The 16,661-nt window shown below is 61.2% G+C and carries 13 protein-coding genes; 7 read left to right on the top strand and 6 right to left on the bottom strand.

The genetic code is table 11. The features are described 5' to 3' along the window. The first annotated feature begins 16 nt into the window (after positions 1–16). A complete protein-coding gene (locus B2R83_RS19050; RefSeq protein ID WP_292044181.1) occupies positions 17–424 on the top strand; it encodes a DUF2750 domain-containing protein in 408 nt (135 codons plus the stop codon). Positions 425–446: 22 nt separating this feature from the next. Here the strand turns inward: B2R83_RS19050 and B2R83_RS19045 are convergent, their stop codons facing one another. The 4 genes from B2R83_RS19045 to tssE all read right to left on the bottom strand — a co-directional run bounded on the left by B2R83_RS19045 (position 447) and on the right by tssE (position 5,137). Then, positions 447–1,418: an IS110 family transposase gene (locus tag B2R83_RS19045; RefSeq protein ID WP_292044180.1), complete on the bottom strand. Its 972-nt coding sequence runs from the start codon at positions 1,416–1,418 to the stop codon at positions 447–449. A 322-nt stretch (positions 1,419–1,740) separates the two neighbouring features. Next, entirely contained in the window at positions 1,741–2,829 is a 1,089-nt protein-coding gene (tssG, locus tag B2R83_RS19040) for a type VI secretion system baseplate subunit TssG (RefSeq protein WP_292044179.1), read from the bottom strand. Next, positions 2,793–4,634 (bottom strand): type VI secretion system baseplate subunit TssF, encoded by a 1,842-nt coding sequence (gene tssF, locus B2R83_RS19035; protein ID WP_292044178.1) that lies wholly within the window; start codon positions 4,632–4,634, stop codon positions 2,793–2,795. Before tssF ends, tssG begins: the two co-directional genes overlap by 37 nt. A gap of 2 nt (positions 4,635–4,636) precedes the next feature. After that, positions 4,637–5,137 carry a type VI secretion system baseplate subunit TssE gene (gene tssE, locus B2R83_RS19030; protein ID WP_292044177.1) on the bottom strand — a complete coding sequence of 167 codons (501 nt, stop codon included), beginning with the start codon at positions 5,135–5,137 and terminating at the stop codon, positions 4,637–4,639. Positions 5,138–5,304: 167 nt separating this feature from the next. Between tssE and tssK the strand changes: the two genes are divergently transcribed. Genes tssK through B2R83_RS19000 form a run of 6 tightly spaced genes read left to right on the top strand, consistent with a single transcriptional unit; the run spans position 5,305 to position 13,915 of the window. Then, a complete protein-coding gene (gene tssK / locus B2R83_RS19025) occupies positions 5,305–6,645 on the top strand; it encodes a type VI secretion system baseplate subunit TssK (protein ID WP_292044176.1) in 1,341 nt (446 codons plus the stop codon). Beyond that, positions 6,642–9,482 (top strand): type VI secretion system Vgr family protein, encoded by a 2,841-nt coding sequence (locus tag B2R83_RS19020; RefSeq protein ID WP_292044175.1) that lies wholly within the window; start codon positions 6,642–6,644, stop codon positions 9,480–9,482. Before tssK ends, B2R83_RS19020 begins: the two co-directional genes overlap by 4 nt. 37 nt (positions 9,483–9,519) lie before the next feature. Next, positions 9,520–11,073, top strand: coding sequence for a hypothetical protein (locus B2R83_RS19015; RefSeq protein WP_292044174.1), 1,554 nt, complete (start codon positions 9,520–9,522; stop codon positions 11,071–11,073). 26 nt (positions 11,074–11,099) lie between these two features. Beyond that, on the top strand, positions 11,100–12,200 hold the full coding sequence (locus B2R83_RS19010) for a hypothetical protein (RefSeq protein WP_152571094.1): 1,101 nt from the start codon (positions 11,100–11,102) through the stop codon (positions 12,198–12,200). Between the two features lie 41 nt (positions 12,201–12,241). Continuing rightward, positions 12,242–12,505, top strand: a complete 264-nt coding sequence (locus B2R83_RS19005; protein ID WP_292044173.1) for a PAAR domain-containing protein — start codon at positions 12,242–12,244, stop codon at positions 12,503–12,505. Positions 12,506–12,514: 9 nt separating this feature from the next. After that, positions 12,515–13,915 (top strand): hypothetical protein, encoded by a 1,401-nt coding sequence (locus tag B2R83_RS19000; RefSeq protein WP_292044172.1) that lies wholly within the window; start codon positions 12,515–12,517, stop codon positions 13,913–13,915. Between the two features lie 17 nt (positions 13,916–13,932). Here the strand turns inward: B2R83_RS19000 and B2R83_RS18995 are convergent, their stop codons facing one another. Together B2R83_RS18995 and B2R83_RS18990 are read right to left on the bottom strand one after the other, a co-directional pair. After that, complete coding sequence (locus tag B2R83_RS18995; RefSeq protein ID WP_292044171.1) at positions 13,933–15,240, bottom strand: hypothetical protein; 1,308 nt, start codon at positions 15,238–15,240, stop codon at positions 13,933–13,935. Positions 15,241–15,244: 4 nt separating this feature from the next. Further along, positions 15,245–16,336 (bottom strand): NAD/NADP-dependent octopine/nopaline dehydrogenase family protein, encoded by a 1,092-nt coding sequence (locus tag B2R83_RS18990; protein ID WP_292044170.1) that lies wholly within the window; start codon positions 16,334–16,336, stop codon positions 15,245–15,247. Positions 16,337–16,661 lie beyond the last annotated feature (325 nt).

The raw sequence follows: 16,661 nt of genomic DNA, 5'->3' as shown, positions 1-16,661 counted from the left end.
TTTGGCGGTGGATACCTTGAGCGAGCAGACACTTTCAGCAATCAAGCTCGGCGCGCAGCAGCTGGCGGACGTGGTCACCCTGCCCGCCCGGCAGCGCTATACGCGCTTCGTGCAGCAGGTGGCAGAGTCGGGCGAAATATGGGGGCTGTACCGCGACGGCTGGGCGCTGGCCAAGACCGACGACGGCACCCTGGTGTTCGCCATGTGGCCCGCCAGCGAATTCGCCGACCTGTGCGCGGAATACGAATGGGATGGCTACGAGCCGCAAGCCTTTCCGCTGGACGACTTGATGAGCGATTTGCTGCCCCAGCTGGAAGAGGATGGGGTATTGCCGGGCATTTTCTACACCCCGGGAGACCGTGGCCTGACGCCGACCGCGACTATGCTGCGGATGGACCTGGAGCGCGAGCTGAGCCGGCGATAGATACCGTCTTGCCCGTCAAGCCCTACATCGCAAATTTTGGGTCGTAGGGCTTGCCGCTGTGGAGCACGCCAAAGCAGAGGTGAGCCAGCTTGCGCATTGCTGCACCAATGGCTGCCATCTTTGACTTGCCTTTTGCGAGCAGCCGGTCGTTGAGCGCCTTGATGTGTGGGTTACAGCGTCGTGCAACAACGGCAGGCATGTACAGTACCTTGCGTAAATAAGCTGGGCCAGCTTTGGACAAGCGTGGCCGGCCACGTACCGACGAGCCGGATTGCCACTCTACAGGCACCAGGCCAAGATAAGCGGCCAGCTGCTCGGCACGCTCAAACGTTCGCCCTGCAAATAATGCTGTCATGTGTCCTGAGACGCGTGGACCAACACCTGGAATGGTCTCGAGAAGGTCCTTCTTATTGCGCAGGTCTGGATCGTTGTCGATGTGCTCGGCGATCATTTTTTCGAGCCGCTTAAGCTCGGCCTCGTGGAAGGCGATCGATTGAGCGATCGATTCCCCTACTGCTTCAGGAGCTGGGCTGAAATTGTTCGCTTCCTGTCGATTGCGTTCGCGCTGCAAGTCGTCAGCTACAGCGTCACGCCGTGTCAGCAGTGCTTTGAGCCTGCGCGCTGACTGTGATGGCGGCTGCCATGGCGCAGGATTTTGTGTGGCGCCATACCGCGCCAGCACAGCACTATCTGCTTTGTCGGTCTTGGTCTTGACGCCCAAGCCCTGCGCGAATGCACGCAGCTGGGCCGGGTTGACGAGTGAGACCACCAAGCCTGCATCGGCCAACGCCAGTGCAGCGTTTTCATGGTACATCCCGGTCGGTTCCATCACCACATGCGGCTTGACCACCTTCTGTTTGTCTAGCCAGTCGAGCAGCTGGGTAAAGCCCGCAGGCGTATTTGTCAGGGACTTCGATTTCAGCTTCCCGCTCGATGTATCGAGCAGCATGCAATCAAGCTTGGCTTTGGCAACATCCACGCCCAGGTAAAACATAGATTCTCCTCGTGTTCTCGATCATCACACCCACTCTCCTTGTGCATACAGGGTCATAGCCCTTGGCTACCGTCCAGTGTTTGGTATGGTGTGGGAACGAGGTGAAGGGCTTGATCTACCTTCCAAGGTCGAGCCTTAAGGGTGGGCACAAACTGGTCTTCACCTCAATTGCTAACCACCAATGAGAACAAGATACAAGGGTGGGCGGGTTTCCCGCCCACGCGGTGATAGTTAGCATCAGAAAAACGAGCATGATGATCTTGCAGCCGCTTGACCGCGTGGGGTAATCCGGGCCAGTGGCCCGGATTACGAGCCGCCCACCCTACAAATTCAGTTCGTAGCGCACGTCGCGCCGGTCCTCGGTCTGCAATCCCTCGACCAGGTAGGCATCCCAGCCCAGCCGGCCTTCATCCCCTTCCAGCCGCACGTTGCGCACGTCGGCCGCCAGCAGCACCAGCTCCACCTCGTATTCGAGCGACAGCCCGGTGAACATCGCCAGCATGCTGCGCAACGCCCGCGCGGCCAGCCCGCCCGGCAGGAAGTCGTTGAAGCCGGCCCGGTCCAGCGGACCCACCACCAGGCGCAGGCGCAGGTCGCGCTGCCAGACGCGCGCGCCGGCGATGGCGCCCCCACCGAGCACCGCATTGTCGCTGCCCAGGATGGTTTGCTGCCCTGCCGGCACCTCGTACCAGCAGCCGACGAACTGCTCGGCATGGACGCGCTGCCCGAAATATTCCGACAATACCCGCCCCAGCTGCACGCTCGAGGCCGGGCGCTGGCGCATCGCACCGGCAAAGTAGGCGATCGACTCGTCCAGCACCGCCCCGTCCTCGCTGCCGGCCAGGCGCCGCCGCAGTGCGCCGCTGCCCAGGCCGGCCAGGCTCAGGAGCAGGGGCAGGAAGGCGTCGTGGCCGTCGCGCTGGTATTGCAGCGCCAGGCGGTACTTGCGCCAGGCTTCGTAGAACAGGGCCAGCGTGCGGTTGGAAAAGGTGTCGAGGAAGGCGCGCGCGCCTTCGGCTTCCGATTCCCCCTTTTCCAGCGATTGGTGCTCGGCGATGCGCTCGGTGTAGTGCAGGGGCAGCACGCCGTGGCCGCCCAGCAGGCCCATGAAGGACGGCGTCAGGCGCACGTACTTGAGCGTTCCCGCGTCCAGCGCGGCAGCCAGCGCCGCAGGCCCAGTATCGATGTCGCGCGGCTCGGCCTGCACCGCTTCGAGCTGGCTGGCCGGAAAACCGAGCGAGACCGAATTCTGGAAGCGCAGGTACTGCGCCACCAGGTCGCGCGAGGGCTTGCCGCGCCGGCGCAGCCACAGCTCGAGCATGCGCACCGCCTGGACGTACTCGAAGCGGTAGGGCTCGCGAAACAGGCGCTCGATTACAGCAGGCTCAAATCGCCGCTGCGGGGCTGGCATGTCAATATCTCTTCTCCGGTTTTGCTCGATGCGATCACCAGCTGGGTGAAGCTGTTGGCATGCACGTACAGCGCCAGGAAGCGCTCGACCACCTGGGCAAAGGCATGGATGCCGCTGCCGACAAAGGCTTCCTCGTCGATGCTGAGCCGGACTTCGACGCCGCGCACCAGGCAGGTGAAGGGATTCCCGGCCAGCCAGGCGGTGGTGGGACGCTGGGCGATCGCCTTGATGCCGCCGATCTGGCGCTGCGAGGAGGGCGAGCGGGGCAGGTCGTACAGGGCCAGCATCTCGCGGAAGGCATCGACCCCGCCGTCGGCCAGCGACAGGTGGTTCAGCGCCAGGTGCGAGATCAGGCGCCAGTGCGCGCTGCGTCCGCTGGCGAAGCGGTGGGAGCTTGTCGGCTTGCGCAGGAAGGCGATCGACCGCACGCTCGAGCCGCCTTCCAGGAACAGGTCGCCGCCCTGCTGGCCATAGCTCAGGCTGGCCGGCAGGTCGCGGTTGGTGCAGGTGAGTTCGATGTTCAGGGTGTCGGTTTCCACCTCGCCCGGGTCGAAGTCGATGTCGACGATCGACACCTGGGTTTCGAAACCGGGACTCCTGTCCGCCAGTGACGCGTCGCGCCGCACCGCATAGTAGTGGCCGGCGTCATCCGGCATCTGCGCGTGCTTCAGCGCGTAGAAGGGGCGGAACTGCACCAGGGTCTCGCCCTGCGGGGTCTGGCGGATCAGGCTCAGGGACTCGATCGCATAGACCTCGTAGGCAAAGGCGCGCCGTGCGTCGGCCAGCACCGGATAGCTGGCGCTGGTGTGCGTCACGCGGATCGGTTCGCCGCGCTGGCGGAACAGGTTGATCACCGGGGTGCAGCCCAGCAGCACGTTGTTGGTGGACAGGGTGCCGAGCATGCGCGCCAGGTTCGAATCGGAACGCACGCCGGACAAGGCCAGGTGCAGGGTCAGGGTGCGCGCACCGGGAGGCGCATGCGCGGCCAGCGCCTGCAGATCGATGTCGACGAAGTTGAACTTCTCGGGGAAGCAGAAGTATTCGGCCAGCAGGCGGTAGGCTGCGTGCGAGCGCGCCGGGAAGTCGATCAGCGATTCCTCTTCGTCGAAGCCGGCGGGGTGCACCGGGATGGCGGGCAGCGCAGTCCAGCGGCCGCTGTTGTCGGCTTCGACATACGCTGCGACGCCGCGCATGAAGAGAGCGTCGCGCAGGGCCGCGCAGAACGAGGGCTCGCCGTCGATGAAGACGCGCAGCAGCGGCAGCGCGAGCTGGGCGATCGAAGCCTGTTCGCAGGTAGAGGACACGGTGAGGCTGATGCTGGAAGACGCATTCCCCGGCAGGCGCACGGCGTCGGGGGCGTCGATGATGGACGAGAAGGCGGCGCGGGCAAGCGCCAGCGGCGCCACCGTGACCGGATAAACCGTGCGGAAGGTGCAGGCCGCGCCGCGCACCGGGCGCGTGTTCAGCTGGGTGCCGCGCGCGATGGTGCTGGTGCCGGCCTGCTTGGCGGCGCCGCCAAAGTCCATGCGCGCGATCGAGCACGAAGGGAAGGGGCGCAGGTAGTGCGGATACAGCACCTCGAACAACGCTTCCGTGAACTCCGGGTAGTCGTCGTCGAGGCGCTTGGCGATGCGTGCGTTGAGCAGCGCAAAGGATTCGATCATGCGTTCGGTATGCGGGTCTTCGCACACCTCGCCGCTGATCAGGAGGCGCCCGGCGATCCGTGGATAGCGCTCGGCGAACTCGCGCAGGTCGCGGCGCAGGTAGCCGAGTTCGCTCTCGTAATAGGGCAGCATCTGGTCCATCTTCAAGCCCCCGGCGCCGCGGTGCGCGCTGCCTTGCCGGCCTTGCTGATGCTGTACTGCAGGGTCGATGGCGTCAGGACGGCGTCGAAGTTGACCGGCTCCTGCGACACGCTGGCCACCAGCACGGCGGTGATCGAAAAATTCAGGCGGTTCACCGACTCGCCGTGCAGGTCGAGATTCGCCCGTATGTTGCGCAGGCGCGGCTCGTGGCAGGCGATGGTCTTCTCGATACTGGCGCAGATGGACGCGCGGTCGGTCGGGCTGGACAGGCAGCGGTCGGCGAAGTCGTTCAAGCCATAGGTGACCATCGAGCGACTGCATTCGGGATAGGCCTTGAGCGCGCCCTCCGGAATGCTGGAACGTGTGTTGAGCAGGGACTCGAGGTCACGCGCCACCGTGTCCTTCAGCTCGTCGATCGTCAGCCTTTGCGCGGCAGGCTTGCCCGGCCCGCGGCTCGGCATGCCCAGCAGGCGGTCGAACAAGCCTGGCGTGTAACCCTTCATCGCACTCCCCTTTGTGCCGCCGTGTGGACGGCAAAAAACGAAATTCGATGTTGCCATGCCGGGCAGCGTCAACGTTTGATCAACTTCACATGGGCAACCCTTTCCAGTTGTTATGGTTTCTCGGGTAGGTTCCGCCAAATCAAACCAAACATTGAGGGAAGGCAGAGATGACTAGCAAAGTTCTCTGGGGCGAAGGCCTGTTATTGCGTCCACAGCACTTCCAGCGGCAAGACCACTATCACGAACAATGCCTCCACAAGAGCATCAAGGCCGTCCATCCCTATGCCTGGGGCGTGGAGGCCCTGCAGGTCGACCGCGAAGCCCTGGCCAACAGCATGCTGCGGCTGCTGGCCCTGGCGGTGCGCTTTCAGGACGGGGAGCTGGTCGACGCCCCGGACGTCGACGCCCTGCCCGAGACGGTGGACCTGAGCCTGCTGCCGCCCTCGCAGCAGACCATCACCTATTACGTCGCCCTGCCCGGCATGAAGCCGTTCAGCGGCAATTTCACGCCACCCGGGCAGGCCAGCAACACGGCGCGCTTCGTGCAGGCGAACCAGGAAACGCCCGACCTGTACACCCAGGCCGCGCCGGTGCAGCTGGCCTACCTGAAGAAGGCGGTGCGGCTGGTGTCGGAGGCGGAGCCGCGCGACTCCTACATCCACTTCCCGCTGCTGCGGCTGCGGCGCGCCTCCACCGGCGGCTTCGAGATGGACGAGAGCTTCGTGCCGCCGACGCTATCGACCGGCGCCGCGCCGGTGCTGTTCCAGCAGCTGCGCCGCCTGCTCGACGCGCTGCAGGCCAAGACTGCCGCCCTGTACGGGCACCAGCGCGAGCCGAGCCGCAACGTGGTCGAGTTCCGCTCGGGCGACATGTCCTCGTTCTGGCTGCTGCACACGGCCAGTTCCGCGTATGCGACGCTGACCCACCACTTCCACCATCCGGCCCTGCATCCGGAGCGCCTGTACGAGCAGCTGCTCGACCTGGCGGGCGGCCTGATGACCTTCTCCAAGAGCTGGACCTTGGGCGACCTGCCGCCCTACCAGCACAACGATCCGGGACCGTCCTTCACCAAGCTGCATGCGATCATCCGCGAGCTGCTCGACACGGTGATCTCTTCCAAATACTTCGCCATCGCCCTCAGCGAGGTGCGGCCGTCCTACCACATCGGCGCGCTCGACTCGGGCAAGATCGACGAGCGGACCACCTTCTACATCGCCGTATCGGCCGCCATTCCCGCGGTGGAGCTGGTGGACGTGGTGCCGCTGCGCTTCAAGGTCGGCGCGCCGGACGACGTCGAGAAGTTCGTGCTGTCGGCGCTGCCGGGCGTGCGGCTGCAGTACGCGCCGCAACTGCCGGCGGCAGTGCCGGTGCGTCCCGAGACCTGCTACTTCGTGCTGGAGGCGAAAGGGCCGATGTACGAGCGCATGCTCAAGGCCCAGTCGATCTCGATCTACGTCCCGGCCGGCCTGAAGGAACTGCGGCTCGAGCTGCTGGCCGTCGCCGCATGAACGCAGCGCTTGATTTTCCCGCCCTGGGCATTTTCGGCACGGGGCTGAGCCAGCACGCACGGCTCATCACCCTGGCAAGCAGCCAGGAGAGCGGCCTGCCCGAATCCCTGGTGGCGGAAGCGTTCAGCGGGGTCGAGGCGGTCAATGCACTGTTCGCGTTCGACGTGGATGCGCTCAGCACCTCGACGGACCTCGACCTGGGGCTGTTCATCGGCGAAGAGCTGAGCATCGGACTGCTGCAGCCGGACGGTTCGCGGCGCATCTGGCACGGACTGTGTACGTCGGCCTCCTGGCTGGGAGCGGATGGCGGCGTGGCGCGCTACCGCCTGCGGCTGGAGCCGGCGCTATCGATGCTGGCGCTGCGGCGCGACAGCTACATCTTCCAGGACAAGAACGTCCGCGACATCGTCTGTGAATTACTCGCGGATTATCCACAGCTGCGTTTTGATGTCGACATCACGCAGGAACTGCTGCCGCGCACGGTCTGCACCCAATATCGGGAGAGCGACCTGGATTTCTTCACGCGGCTGCTGGCCTCGGAAGGCCTGAGCTGGCGCTTCGAGCATGAGCAGGCGGAGGATGCGGAAGATGGCGCGCACGGTCAGGGGAAGCACCGGCTGATCGTGTTCGACAGCAGGGCGATTGCGCCCGCCACGCCGGGCGGTGAGGTCCTGCGCTTTCATGGCGTGCGCGCTACCGAGCAGGATGATGCCATCGACGGCTTCCGGGCGCGCCGCAGCGTGCAGGCCAACAGCGTCGCGATCAGCAGCTGGGATCCGGCGCAGCTGCTGGCGCCCGCGTACGAACACGTTTCGCATCTCGATGCGGGGGACCTGCCGCCGCTGCACCTCTACGACGGCAGCGGGGAACGCATCGCCACCGAACGCATCGCCACCGAACGCGGCGCCGCCGATACGCACAGCGAATTGATGCTGCAGGCGCTGGAACTCCATAACAAGGTGTTCGACGGGAGCGGGGCGGTGCGCAGGCTGGCGGCGGGGCATGCTTTTTACCTGAGCCAGCATGAGCGCTATCCCGACGGCGAGAACGCCTTCAAAGTGCTGTCGGTGCGGCACGAGGCGCGCAACAACTTCCGGACCGGGGTGGCGGGCCCCGTCTCGTCCGGTATCGAACATGGGACCTACCGCAATACGTTTTCCTGCGTGCGCGAAGTGGTGCCGCTCGTGCCGCGCCTGACGCTTGCGCCGCACCGGACCACGGCGCCGGGGCCGCAGTGTGCCCTGGTCGTTGGGCTGGCGGATGCGGTATCGACCACCAACCGCGATCACCAGGTGCGCATCCAGTTCGCCTGGCAGCGGGGCGCGCGCCCGAACCCGGGCGGGATGGCGCACAACACCGACGACAAGGGCTGCGCGCCGGGGAACGAGACCTCCGGCACCTGGGTGCGCGTGGCCGAGGCGCTGGCCGGGCCGAACTGGGGCACGGTGTTCACGCCGCGTATCGGGACCGAGGTGCTGGTCGACTTCATCGAAGGCGATATCGACCGGCCGGTGATCGTGGCGCAGCTTTATAACGGGTCGGACCTGCCGCCGTTCTCGGCCGGCGTCGACTCAAACGCCAACCATGCAGGCGTGCTGTCGGGGATCCATACCCGCAACTTCGACGGCAGCGGCTACAACCAGTGGCAGATCGACGACACGACCGGGCAGCTGCGCATGCGGCTGGCGACCAGTGTCGGGCTTAGTCAACTCAATCTCGGCTACCTGATCCATCAGGAGCCTGGGACCTCACAGCGTGGTGGGTATCGCGGCAGTGGGTTCGAACTGCGTACCGATGCCTGGGCGGTGATTCGCGGCGGGGAAGGTGTGTTGTTATCCACACGCGCCCGGCCTGCATTGGGCCCCAGCGTGACCTCGACGCAGATGGATGTGGCGGAGGCGGTGGCGCAGTTCAAGCGTGCGCAGGAGCTGTCTTCCAAGTTGGCAGATGCGGCGGCGGCGCAGCAGGCCTTGTTCAGCAAGGATGCCTTGAAGGCGCAAGAGACGTTTATCGAGCAGATCGATCCTGCGGCCAAAGGCAAGTATGAAGGGCCAGTGAATGGGCAGCCGGCGTTCAAGGCCAAGCCGGGGTCGCGCGAGCTCGACATGTCGCAACCTGTGGAGAAGTTCGGGTCGCCGATCGTGCTGATGGATTCGGCGGCCAGCATCAACTGGGCGACGCCGGCGTCGACGGTGCTGTACGCGGGGAGGCATCTGCACTGGACGACGCAGTCGGATCTGCACATGACGGCGGGGCATACGTTTTCGTCGGTGTCGGGTGGGGCTACCAGCCTGTTTACCCACTCGGGTGGGATTCAGGCGATTGCGGCGAATGGGCCGGTGTCCTTGCAGGCGCATACGGATGCGTTGGAGATCCTGGCGGACAAGGAGATCACGGTGATCTCGGTGAATGACTGCATCGAGATCAAGGCAAAGGAAAAGATCGTGCTGCAGGCGGGGGAGTCGTCGATCACGCTGGAGGGTGGGGACATTACGTTTGCGTGTCCGGGGACGTTTTCCGTCAAGGGTGGACAGCACGTGTTTGATAAGGGCGGTCGCCAGACTGCCAATCTCCAGAACCTGCCGAGTGAGCTGGGCGAGGAAGAGCCTCACTGGATTTCACTGAACTACCTGGATGCTGAGGTTGGGGAAGGCATCCCTGACGTGGAGTACGAAATCCATTTCGATAAGGGGCCCGTGCTGACGGGGACACTGGACGCGAACGGGAAAGCACGTCATGAGAACGTCGACAACAAGCCAGTGAAAAAGGTGGTGTACAAACCGCGCAAGCCGAAGGACGAAAAACCACATGACCCCTTGCAAAAGTTACTTGGTTGATCGCGACATCTGCCCACTGTCTTCGTCGGAGTAATCCATGCCTGACATTAATACGACACAGATGCGTGATGCCCTCGCCTGGACCACGAACGAGCAGCGCCCCGAGGAAGAGGTAAGTTCCAATCCATGGGAATGGTTCTGGCAGGCGGTTCAGGGGGACTTCAATGAGAACCGCTCTACCGGGCAGATCGTCGCCGACGCGGCGATATCGATGATTCCTTTGGTCGACCAGATCTGCGATGTACGGGACTTGATTGCCAATTGCAAGAAGCTCAAGGAAGACACGTCCGACACATGGTCTTGGGTAGCGCTTGCTTTGACGCTGATCGGCTTGGTTCCTTTCCTCGGTTCTTTTGTGAAAGGTGTTTTAAAGATCTTCTTTGCCTTTATTCGACGCGCCGGCGGAAACGCCATTATAAGCGCCGTGGACAAGGCTATTACATGGGTTGTAGCGCTGCTCCGTCGAAGAGTTTTTCAAAAATATCTGCGAGAACACAAAATCGATGATGTTTTCTCTTGGCTGGCTAACGAAATCAAGAAAGTCAAATCGAAGACTGGTGCTACAGAACTTATCAAAGCATTCGATTCCGCGATCGCAACATTGCGACAACTTACGGCCAAGGTCGCTCATATTCCAGTGGTCGGTCCTAAGGCCACTCAAGCATTAGAGCAAGTGATGTGGGTACGCTCTCGTGCGACCGAAGGAATAGCAAAGGTCAATCTTACTATTGACGCCATATTTGATGCAGTCATTCTGCGCTTGTTGGACGAAACGGCACTAAGCAAGAAAGCGATTGTCAATCTTAACAATGTGCATTATCGCGGTGCGTTACCTGAAGCGACTGCAGTTACGTTGATGCGAAAGCCGCGTCCGTGTCCAAAATGGCTTAGCGAAGGTAACCCCCGTTGGGCTGAGGCAATACCTGATGATTATTTTGACAAAGTAGCGAAAAAAGTTAAAGAAGGATGGCCAAAATTAACTGAACAAAATATCCGATCTTTTCATAAATTAGTTGCTGATGAAATAAAAGGACCGGCACGTCTTATTCGTATTCTTTCGCCTAACAGTCGAGCGATGAGCGATTGCTGGATTAGCGAAAAGGTTTTTAATGAAATTCAAAATTCTCCCGATCCACGTGCTGCTTGGCGAAAGTATTTAGCCGTCTGGCCTGACTGGAACGTGAACGGTCAATTTGTCATTTACGATGTAAAACCCGGCGAAACACTGAAGGTATGGCGAGGTCCAGCATCTAGTCAGAAGAAGGACGCATTACCGGACAGGCATTTGGAAGGTGGTGGAGAACAAATAGTATTCAACGTCGAAAGAAGCGATCGACGCAACGACATAATGAGGTATTACAAGAAAAATGATAAAAACACTTTACAGGAGTCAATTACTCAGGATGCATTTTACAAATTGCCAAAATCAGAACAAGAAGAATACTTGGCGATTCGACAAAAGATTACTCATCCAAACATAAGTGGCCCTTTCGAAACTGGATGGGGTTATACGGATTTTGATGGCACTGGATTTTCGGAAAAAATTGGTTTGCCTGCCTTACCCGGGCAAGTGACCGCTTTTAAGCCATAGTCTTTAATTTGAACTTGGAAGAAAAAATGATTTCAGAACAACCTTTGACGCCGTGGCAAAAGAAGCAAGCTACACTGCTCTATTTTTTTGCTTCTGATGAATACCTAAAAGGACTTCATGAGCGCGTTCGTGAGCTTCAGAAATTTGTCGACCAGCTATTAGACAAAAGCCAGGAAGAAGGCCGGGATCGTTTTCTGAAAGATTCCCAATGGGGCAACCGTGACACAAGCGAAAATTGGTCTAATCATGGATGGTCGTTTCTAGCGGATTTTGGAATATCAGTGGCAAGACACTTAGCAGATCATGCATCTGAAATTTATCATGTAACCGGGGCTTATCAATGTGGCCGGGGAATGGCAGAATTCTCCATGCAGTGGGCTTTACCAGCTGAGGAAGAAAAGTTTGATGCAATGTTTGCCTCAATTACTAGATATGCTGGCTACATTGACCAAACAATGGAAAAAGGACAGATCGATGGCAGATGGCGTGATTTTGGTCTTACTTTAGCATGGCAAAAACACGCATCAAGATTTTCGCAACTGCCCAAGTTTAGAATCCGCGAAGATATTAGTTGTGAAACTGGAGATATTCCTCCAAAAACCGGAGTATATGTATCCTCTGAGTTTCCTAATGGCGCTATGCAATTTGCATGGAACGGTAATGAATACGGAAAGCTTCTAGAGTGTTCCATCTTTAACGATCTAGGTCAACGCGCCCTTGCCAACGTCGGCAGATCTAAACTATGGCTAGATGGTCAAGCAATGCTTGAATTCGTCAGGAAAAACGCGAACGACCCGCAATTAAAAGAAGATCCGTTTTACTCCGAAGACTTTACTCCAGACCTTGCTCCAAGTCTCGTTGCGCGTAATGCATTCACATCCGCGCCTTCAAAGTGGTTTTACGTTGAACGTCTGGAAGGCGAATTTGAAGAAATCGATACTGAGGTTGATCAGATAGAACGTAAACAGCAACGCGTTGAAGCAGGAGAGCACTGCGAGATGAGCGGCTTTTATTTCAGCCCAGCGTCTCCAGGTTCACGCCGCTTTTTCGGCAAGGGCGACGTCTTCCCTAAACTGGATTCTAGCTACGGAAATACGATATGGCAGTTGGATGAAAAACAGGATTAGACGCCGTTGTTCAATGGGTTAAGACTTTTCAAGGAGACATCATGGCAGGTCCACTGATCAAGCTTGGTGACAAAACGTCGCATGGAGGAGTAGTGGTCGAAGCATCCACGCATAGCGATACCGGTGGCGTCGGTATCGCTCGGATGGGCGACAAGACTAGCTGTCCCAAGCACGGATCCAACCCGATCATCAGCGGCGACTCGACCCTGATCATCGACGGCAAACCCGCAGCACGTCACGGCGACAAAACCGCCTGCGGCGCCACGCTGATCGCCGGCCAGCAGGCAACGATAGACAACATCTGAGCGACTGACATGACAACAACTACAACAACACCGGCACGCTTGCCTGCCGAGTGGTTCAAACTAGGCGCCATCGTTATCACCACCTTCATCGTCTGCTGGGCAATCGCGCTGTGGTATTGGCACCAGACGGATCAGAATCCTGGAACCGGCGAACTGACACTGGCCCTGCTCGTTTTCCCCTTGGGCGTCCTGCTCGCTTTATGGGGTAGCCAGAAAGCGATCATGGCCCGTGCCGTATCCATCCCTGCCAGCACCGCCAAGCCGGCTTCTGCCACATCGCGAGCCGATGCGGTACCTGGCACGCCTGTGCTGGCAATCGTCGCCACTGCACTGCGCTCCCCACACGGCGCCTCTGCCGAAGAACTCGCCTGCGCCATCGCCGACAACGAAGCGCGCGCCGACCTGGACAAGGAACTGGTCGACGACAACGGTTTCCCCGTCATGACCGCACGCAGCGACGATGCGCACGACGAAGCGCTGCAGGACGACATTGCCGACTGGCTGTCCAGCCAGGGCCTGCAGGTCCACTTCTCCGAAGAACAATGGCGTGCCATCACTTTGGCCAGCGGCGTAGCAGCCGAACTCGCCAGCATCGCCGCCGGCAACCTGCTGCCTTACGAAGAAAGCCCGCCAACGCTCCAGCTCAGGCTGATGCTCCCCGGTGACTGGCCTGCTGACATCCGACGTGCGGCGACGACGTGGCTCAAGCATACGGTGAGCCAATACGGCTGGCCGGAAGCCAGCATCGTCATCCCGGACGTCCCTGAACAGGAGCACGTCTCACCGGCGACCATCATCACGCAGCTCATGCCGGGCACCTCATCGAGCAAGGCCCTAACGCTAGCCCTCGTCATCGCCTGCGCTTCGCTGATCGGACAGGAAAGCATCGACCGCCTGGCTGCGCAGTCGTCCCTGTTCACCTCCTCGCAAGCCCGTGGCCAGATTCCGGGCGAAGGTGCTGCTGGCTTGCTGTTGACGGACCTGGAACTGGCCCATGCCTGCGGCGCCGAGTTCACATTGCTCGACCCGGTCACCGAGCGCCGTCGCGACACCTCGGCCGACGACACCAAACGCGTCGATGCAAGCCTGCTGCTGGAGCTGGTCGAGCAGGAAAGCAAGGCGGCGGCTGTGGATATCTCCCAGATCACTATGGTCGTCGCCGACACCGCGCATCGTCCCAACCGCGTGCTCGAGCTGATGGGCCTGAGCGCGCCGGCGATCCCGCAGGTCGATGCCGCGGACGACATCATTCGCGTCGGTCTGGGCAGTGGAAGCTGCGGGGCCGTGCCCTTCGTGACGGTACTGGCACTGGCACGGCATTATGCGCTGGAGCGCGGCGCGCCGATCCTTTGCATCGGCAACGAGGATCCTTACCTGCGCAGTGCCGCCCTGGTGCGTCCCCCGGCATAAGCCGCCGGGGTCGCGCATCAGATCGTGAGCGAATTCACCACCAGCTTGCGCTTGCCGTTCGGCGCCAGCGGAATATCGCTTTCTTCCTGCAGCGAGATGTCGAAGAAGCCACCCCAGCGGCGCTGCTGGGCGTCCAGCACGAAGGCGCGCTGTTCGTCGTTCAGGCTGCCATGGCGCGGCACCACCGCCAGCGTGATCTCGCCCGCCTTCTTCTGCCGCACCTGGTACAGGCGCACGAAGTCCCAGGTGACCTCGTCGATGACGATCGACAGCCCGGGAATGCGTTTGCCCGACCGGTCGACCAGGTATTCGTGGCCGCGGCCGTCAACGCCCGGGCAGCGGCCATCCGCATCGATCAGGCCGTAATCATTGGTCCGGTAGCGGATCAGCGGCATCACATCGTTCCACAGCGAAGTCCCGACGATCTCGGGACGATCGCCGTCCATGCGGTTCTCGTTCCAGCCATACAGCTGCTGGAACTGGTAATCCGAGGTGCCGCGGTCATCCACCTGCAGGAAGGCCAGATTGGTTCGTTCGGACAACCCATAGTTCAGCGACACCGGCGCACGGAACAGCCGGCGAATCGACGCCAGCTGCGCCGGCGTCGCCGGTTCGGAAGCCAGCAGCACCGCCTTTACTTGCACATCGAGTTCGCGCGAGTCGACCAGCTCGGCCAGCGCCGTCACCGAACTCGGATAGCCATGCACGTACTCGGGCCGGAAGTGCCTGATGGCTTCCACGATGGCGGCCTTGTGCTGCTCATGCACGTGATAGGGCGACAGCATCAGCCGGTTGCCTACCACGCGCGCCGGTTCTTCGTGCGCCAGGCGGCGCGCATCGGCGCCGATGCGCAGGATGCGCGACTTGTCGAAGGAAAAGCCGAGCTTGCCCCATTCATGCGTAAAGAAGGCTTTCTCGATGTCGGCCAGGCGCTTGGTGCGCCACAGGCCGATGCCCTGTCCGGACGAGCCGCCGCTGGTCGCATACATCAGCTTTTGCGGATCGAGCCGGCGGTCGAGGAAATCGCGCTGCTGCGACATCACCTCTTCCTTGGCCAGGAAGGGGAATGCCGCCAGCACGTGCTGCACCGGTTCGTTCTTGGCCTCCTCGATGCTCAGTTTGACGGTGCGCTGGTAATAAGGCACGTGCTCGAGGGCGTGGACGAGGATCTTGCGCAGGCGCTGCCGGGCCAGATCGGCGATGCTGGCCTGGTCCCGCGACAGCATGTCGAGCACGCTGAAGAAGTCCGGGTGGTACAGCACGCGACTCGGAATGTAGCGGCGCCAGGCGTAGTAGGGTTTGGCGAGCAGGTCGTGGATGCTCATGGCCTCACCCGTTGAGTACGCGCTTGAACTCTTCCGGCGACTTGTCGCCCAGCCCCAGCTTGTCCAGGGTCCGTGCCTCGGCGGCGAAGTCGCGGTCCAGCAGACCGCTGGCGATGACGGTCAGGGCGTCGGCGGTCGGCGTCGGCACCTTCATCAGGCGGCCGATCGAGGACAGCAGCGCCAGGCCCATCGGCACGTCTTCGGTAATGAAACGCGTCTGCAGGGTGGCCGGGCCCTTCGGCCCGCCTTCGCGCGCATAGCGGCGGAACACGGAGATCGAGGGCTGCGACAGGTCTTCTTCGTTGCGGAACTTGCACTCGTCAAAATAGGGCGAGGGCTTGCCGCCGGTGGCGGCGATGACGGCGTTCTTCTCGGCGTCGAGCTTGTACAGCAGGTTCAGAACCGAGGGCGTGAAGGCTTCGCGGTACATCCAGAATTCGCCTTCCGAATGCTCGATGCGGCTGGCTGACAGCAGGGTGCCGATGGTGTGCACGATCAGGTTCGGATTGTGCATGGCGGACTCGACCACATTGGTCCGGGTCGCGACATAAGTCGGGAACAGGCGCGCGGCGCGTTCCAGCCCTTCGGCGGCGCGCTCCCGCGGCAGGAAGGCCAGGGCATTACGCGTGTTGCGGAACAGGACGTTGACGACGCCCGGTTCGACGATGCGTGCGTCGTAGGGCAGGCTTTCGCCTTCCGCCAGCAGGAAGCCTTCCTTCTGCTGGTAGGGCAGGAAGTAGCAGGATCCCATGTAGCCCGGCGCCAGCAGCACCAGCTGGTGCGCCTTCAGGTAGGGGCCGATCAGCGCGGCGATCTCGGCATGGCATTGGGTCTGGGTGGTGATGATGATCGCGTCCGGCGTCTCGGCGAATGCTTCGCCGACATCGCGCGTGGCCAGGGCAATCGACGCCGTGCTGGTCTCGCCGCCTTTGGGATTGCTGATGAGCTTGATCGTGCGGGTCTCGCGCACGGTATCGAAATTCTGGTCGTGCAGCGAGTGCGAGGTTTTCAGCAAGGCGACCCGGTGCCCATCCTGTGCAAGGATCGCGCCGAGCGCACACCCCGCATTGCCTGCACCTACCATTAACACATTCATGCGTCCTCCATTCGACCGGCCGGACGGCACGACGCGGCGAGCGTCAGTGCCGGGTTCCGCCAGGAGGCGGCGGCCCGGTCATCGGGTTCATCAAGGCGGCAACAGGATCATGGAACGTCGCGCAAACGCTTCCCAGGAGAAGTCACAATGCCTCTCTGCGTCACCGCACGAATTGGAAATTATCAAATGAGTACCAGTTCCGAATGCTCATCGATGAAATTACGATAAGTTTGTTCAATTGGGAAGTCAACCGAATTCCCGCTTGCGTGCGCCTGCAAGAAGCGTACAGATAACCCAAAAAAGAACACATTTTGCCGACTATTAA

The sequence above is a fragment of the Massilia sp. UBA6681 genome, from assembly GCF_002454935.1.
Classification (GTDB): domain Bacteria; phylum Pseudomonadota; class Gammaproteobacteria; order Burkholderiales; family Burkholderiaceae_D; genus Telluria; species Telluria varians.
The sequence above is the reverse complement of the archived record's forward strand: the minus strand, read 5'-3'. Positions and strand labels throughout refer to the sequence as shown.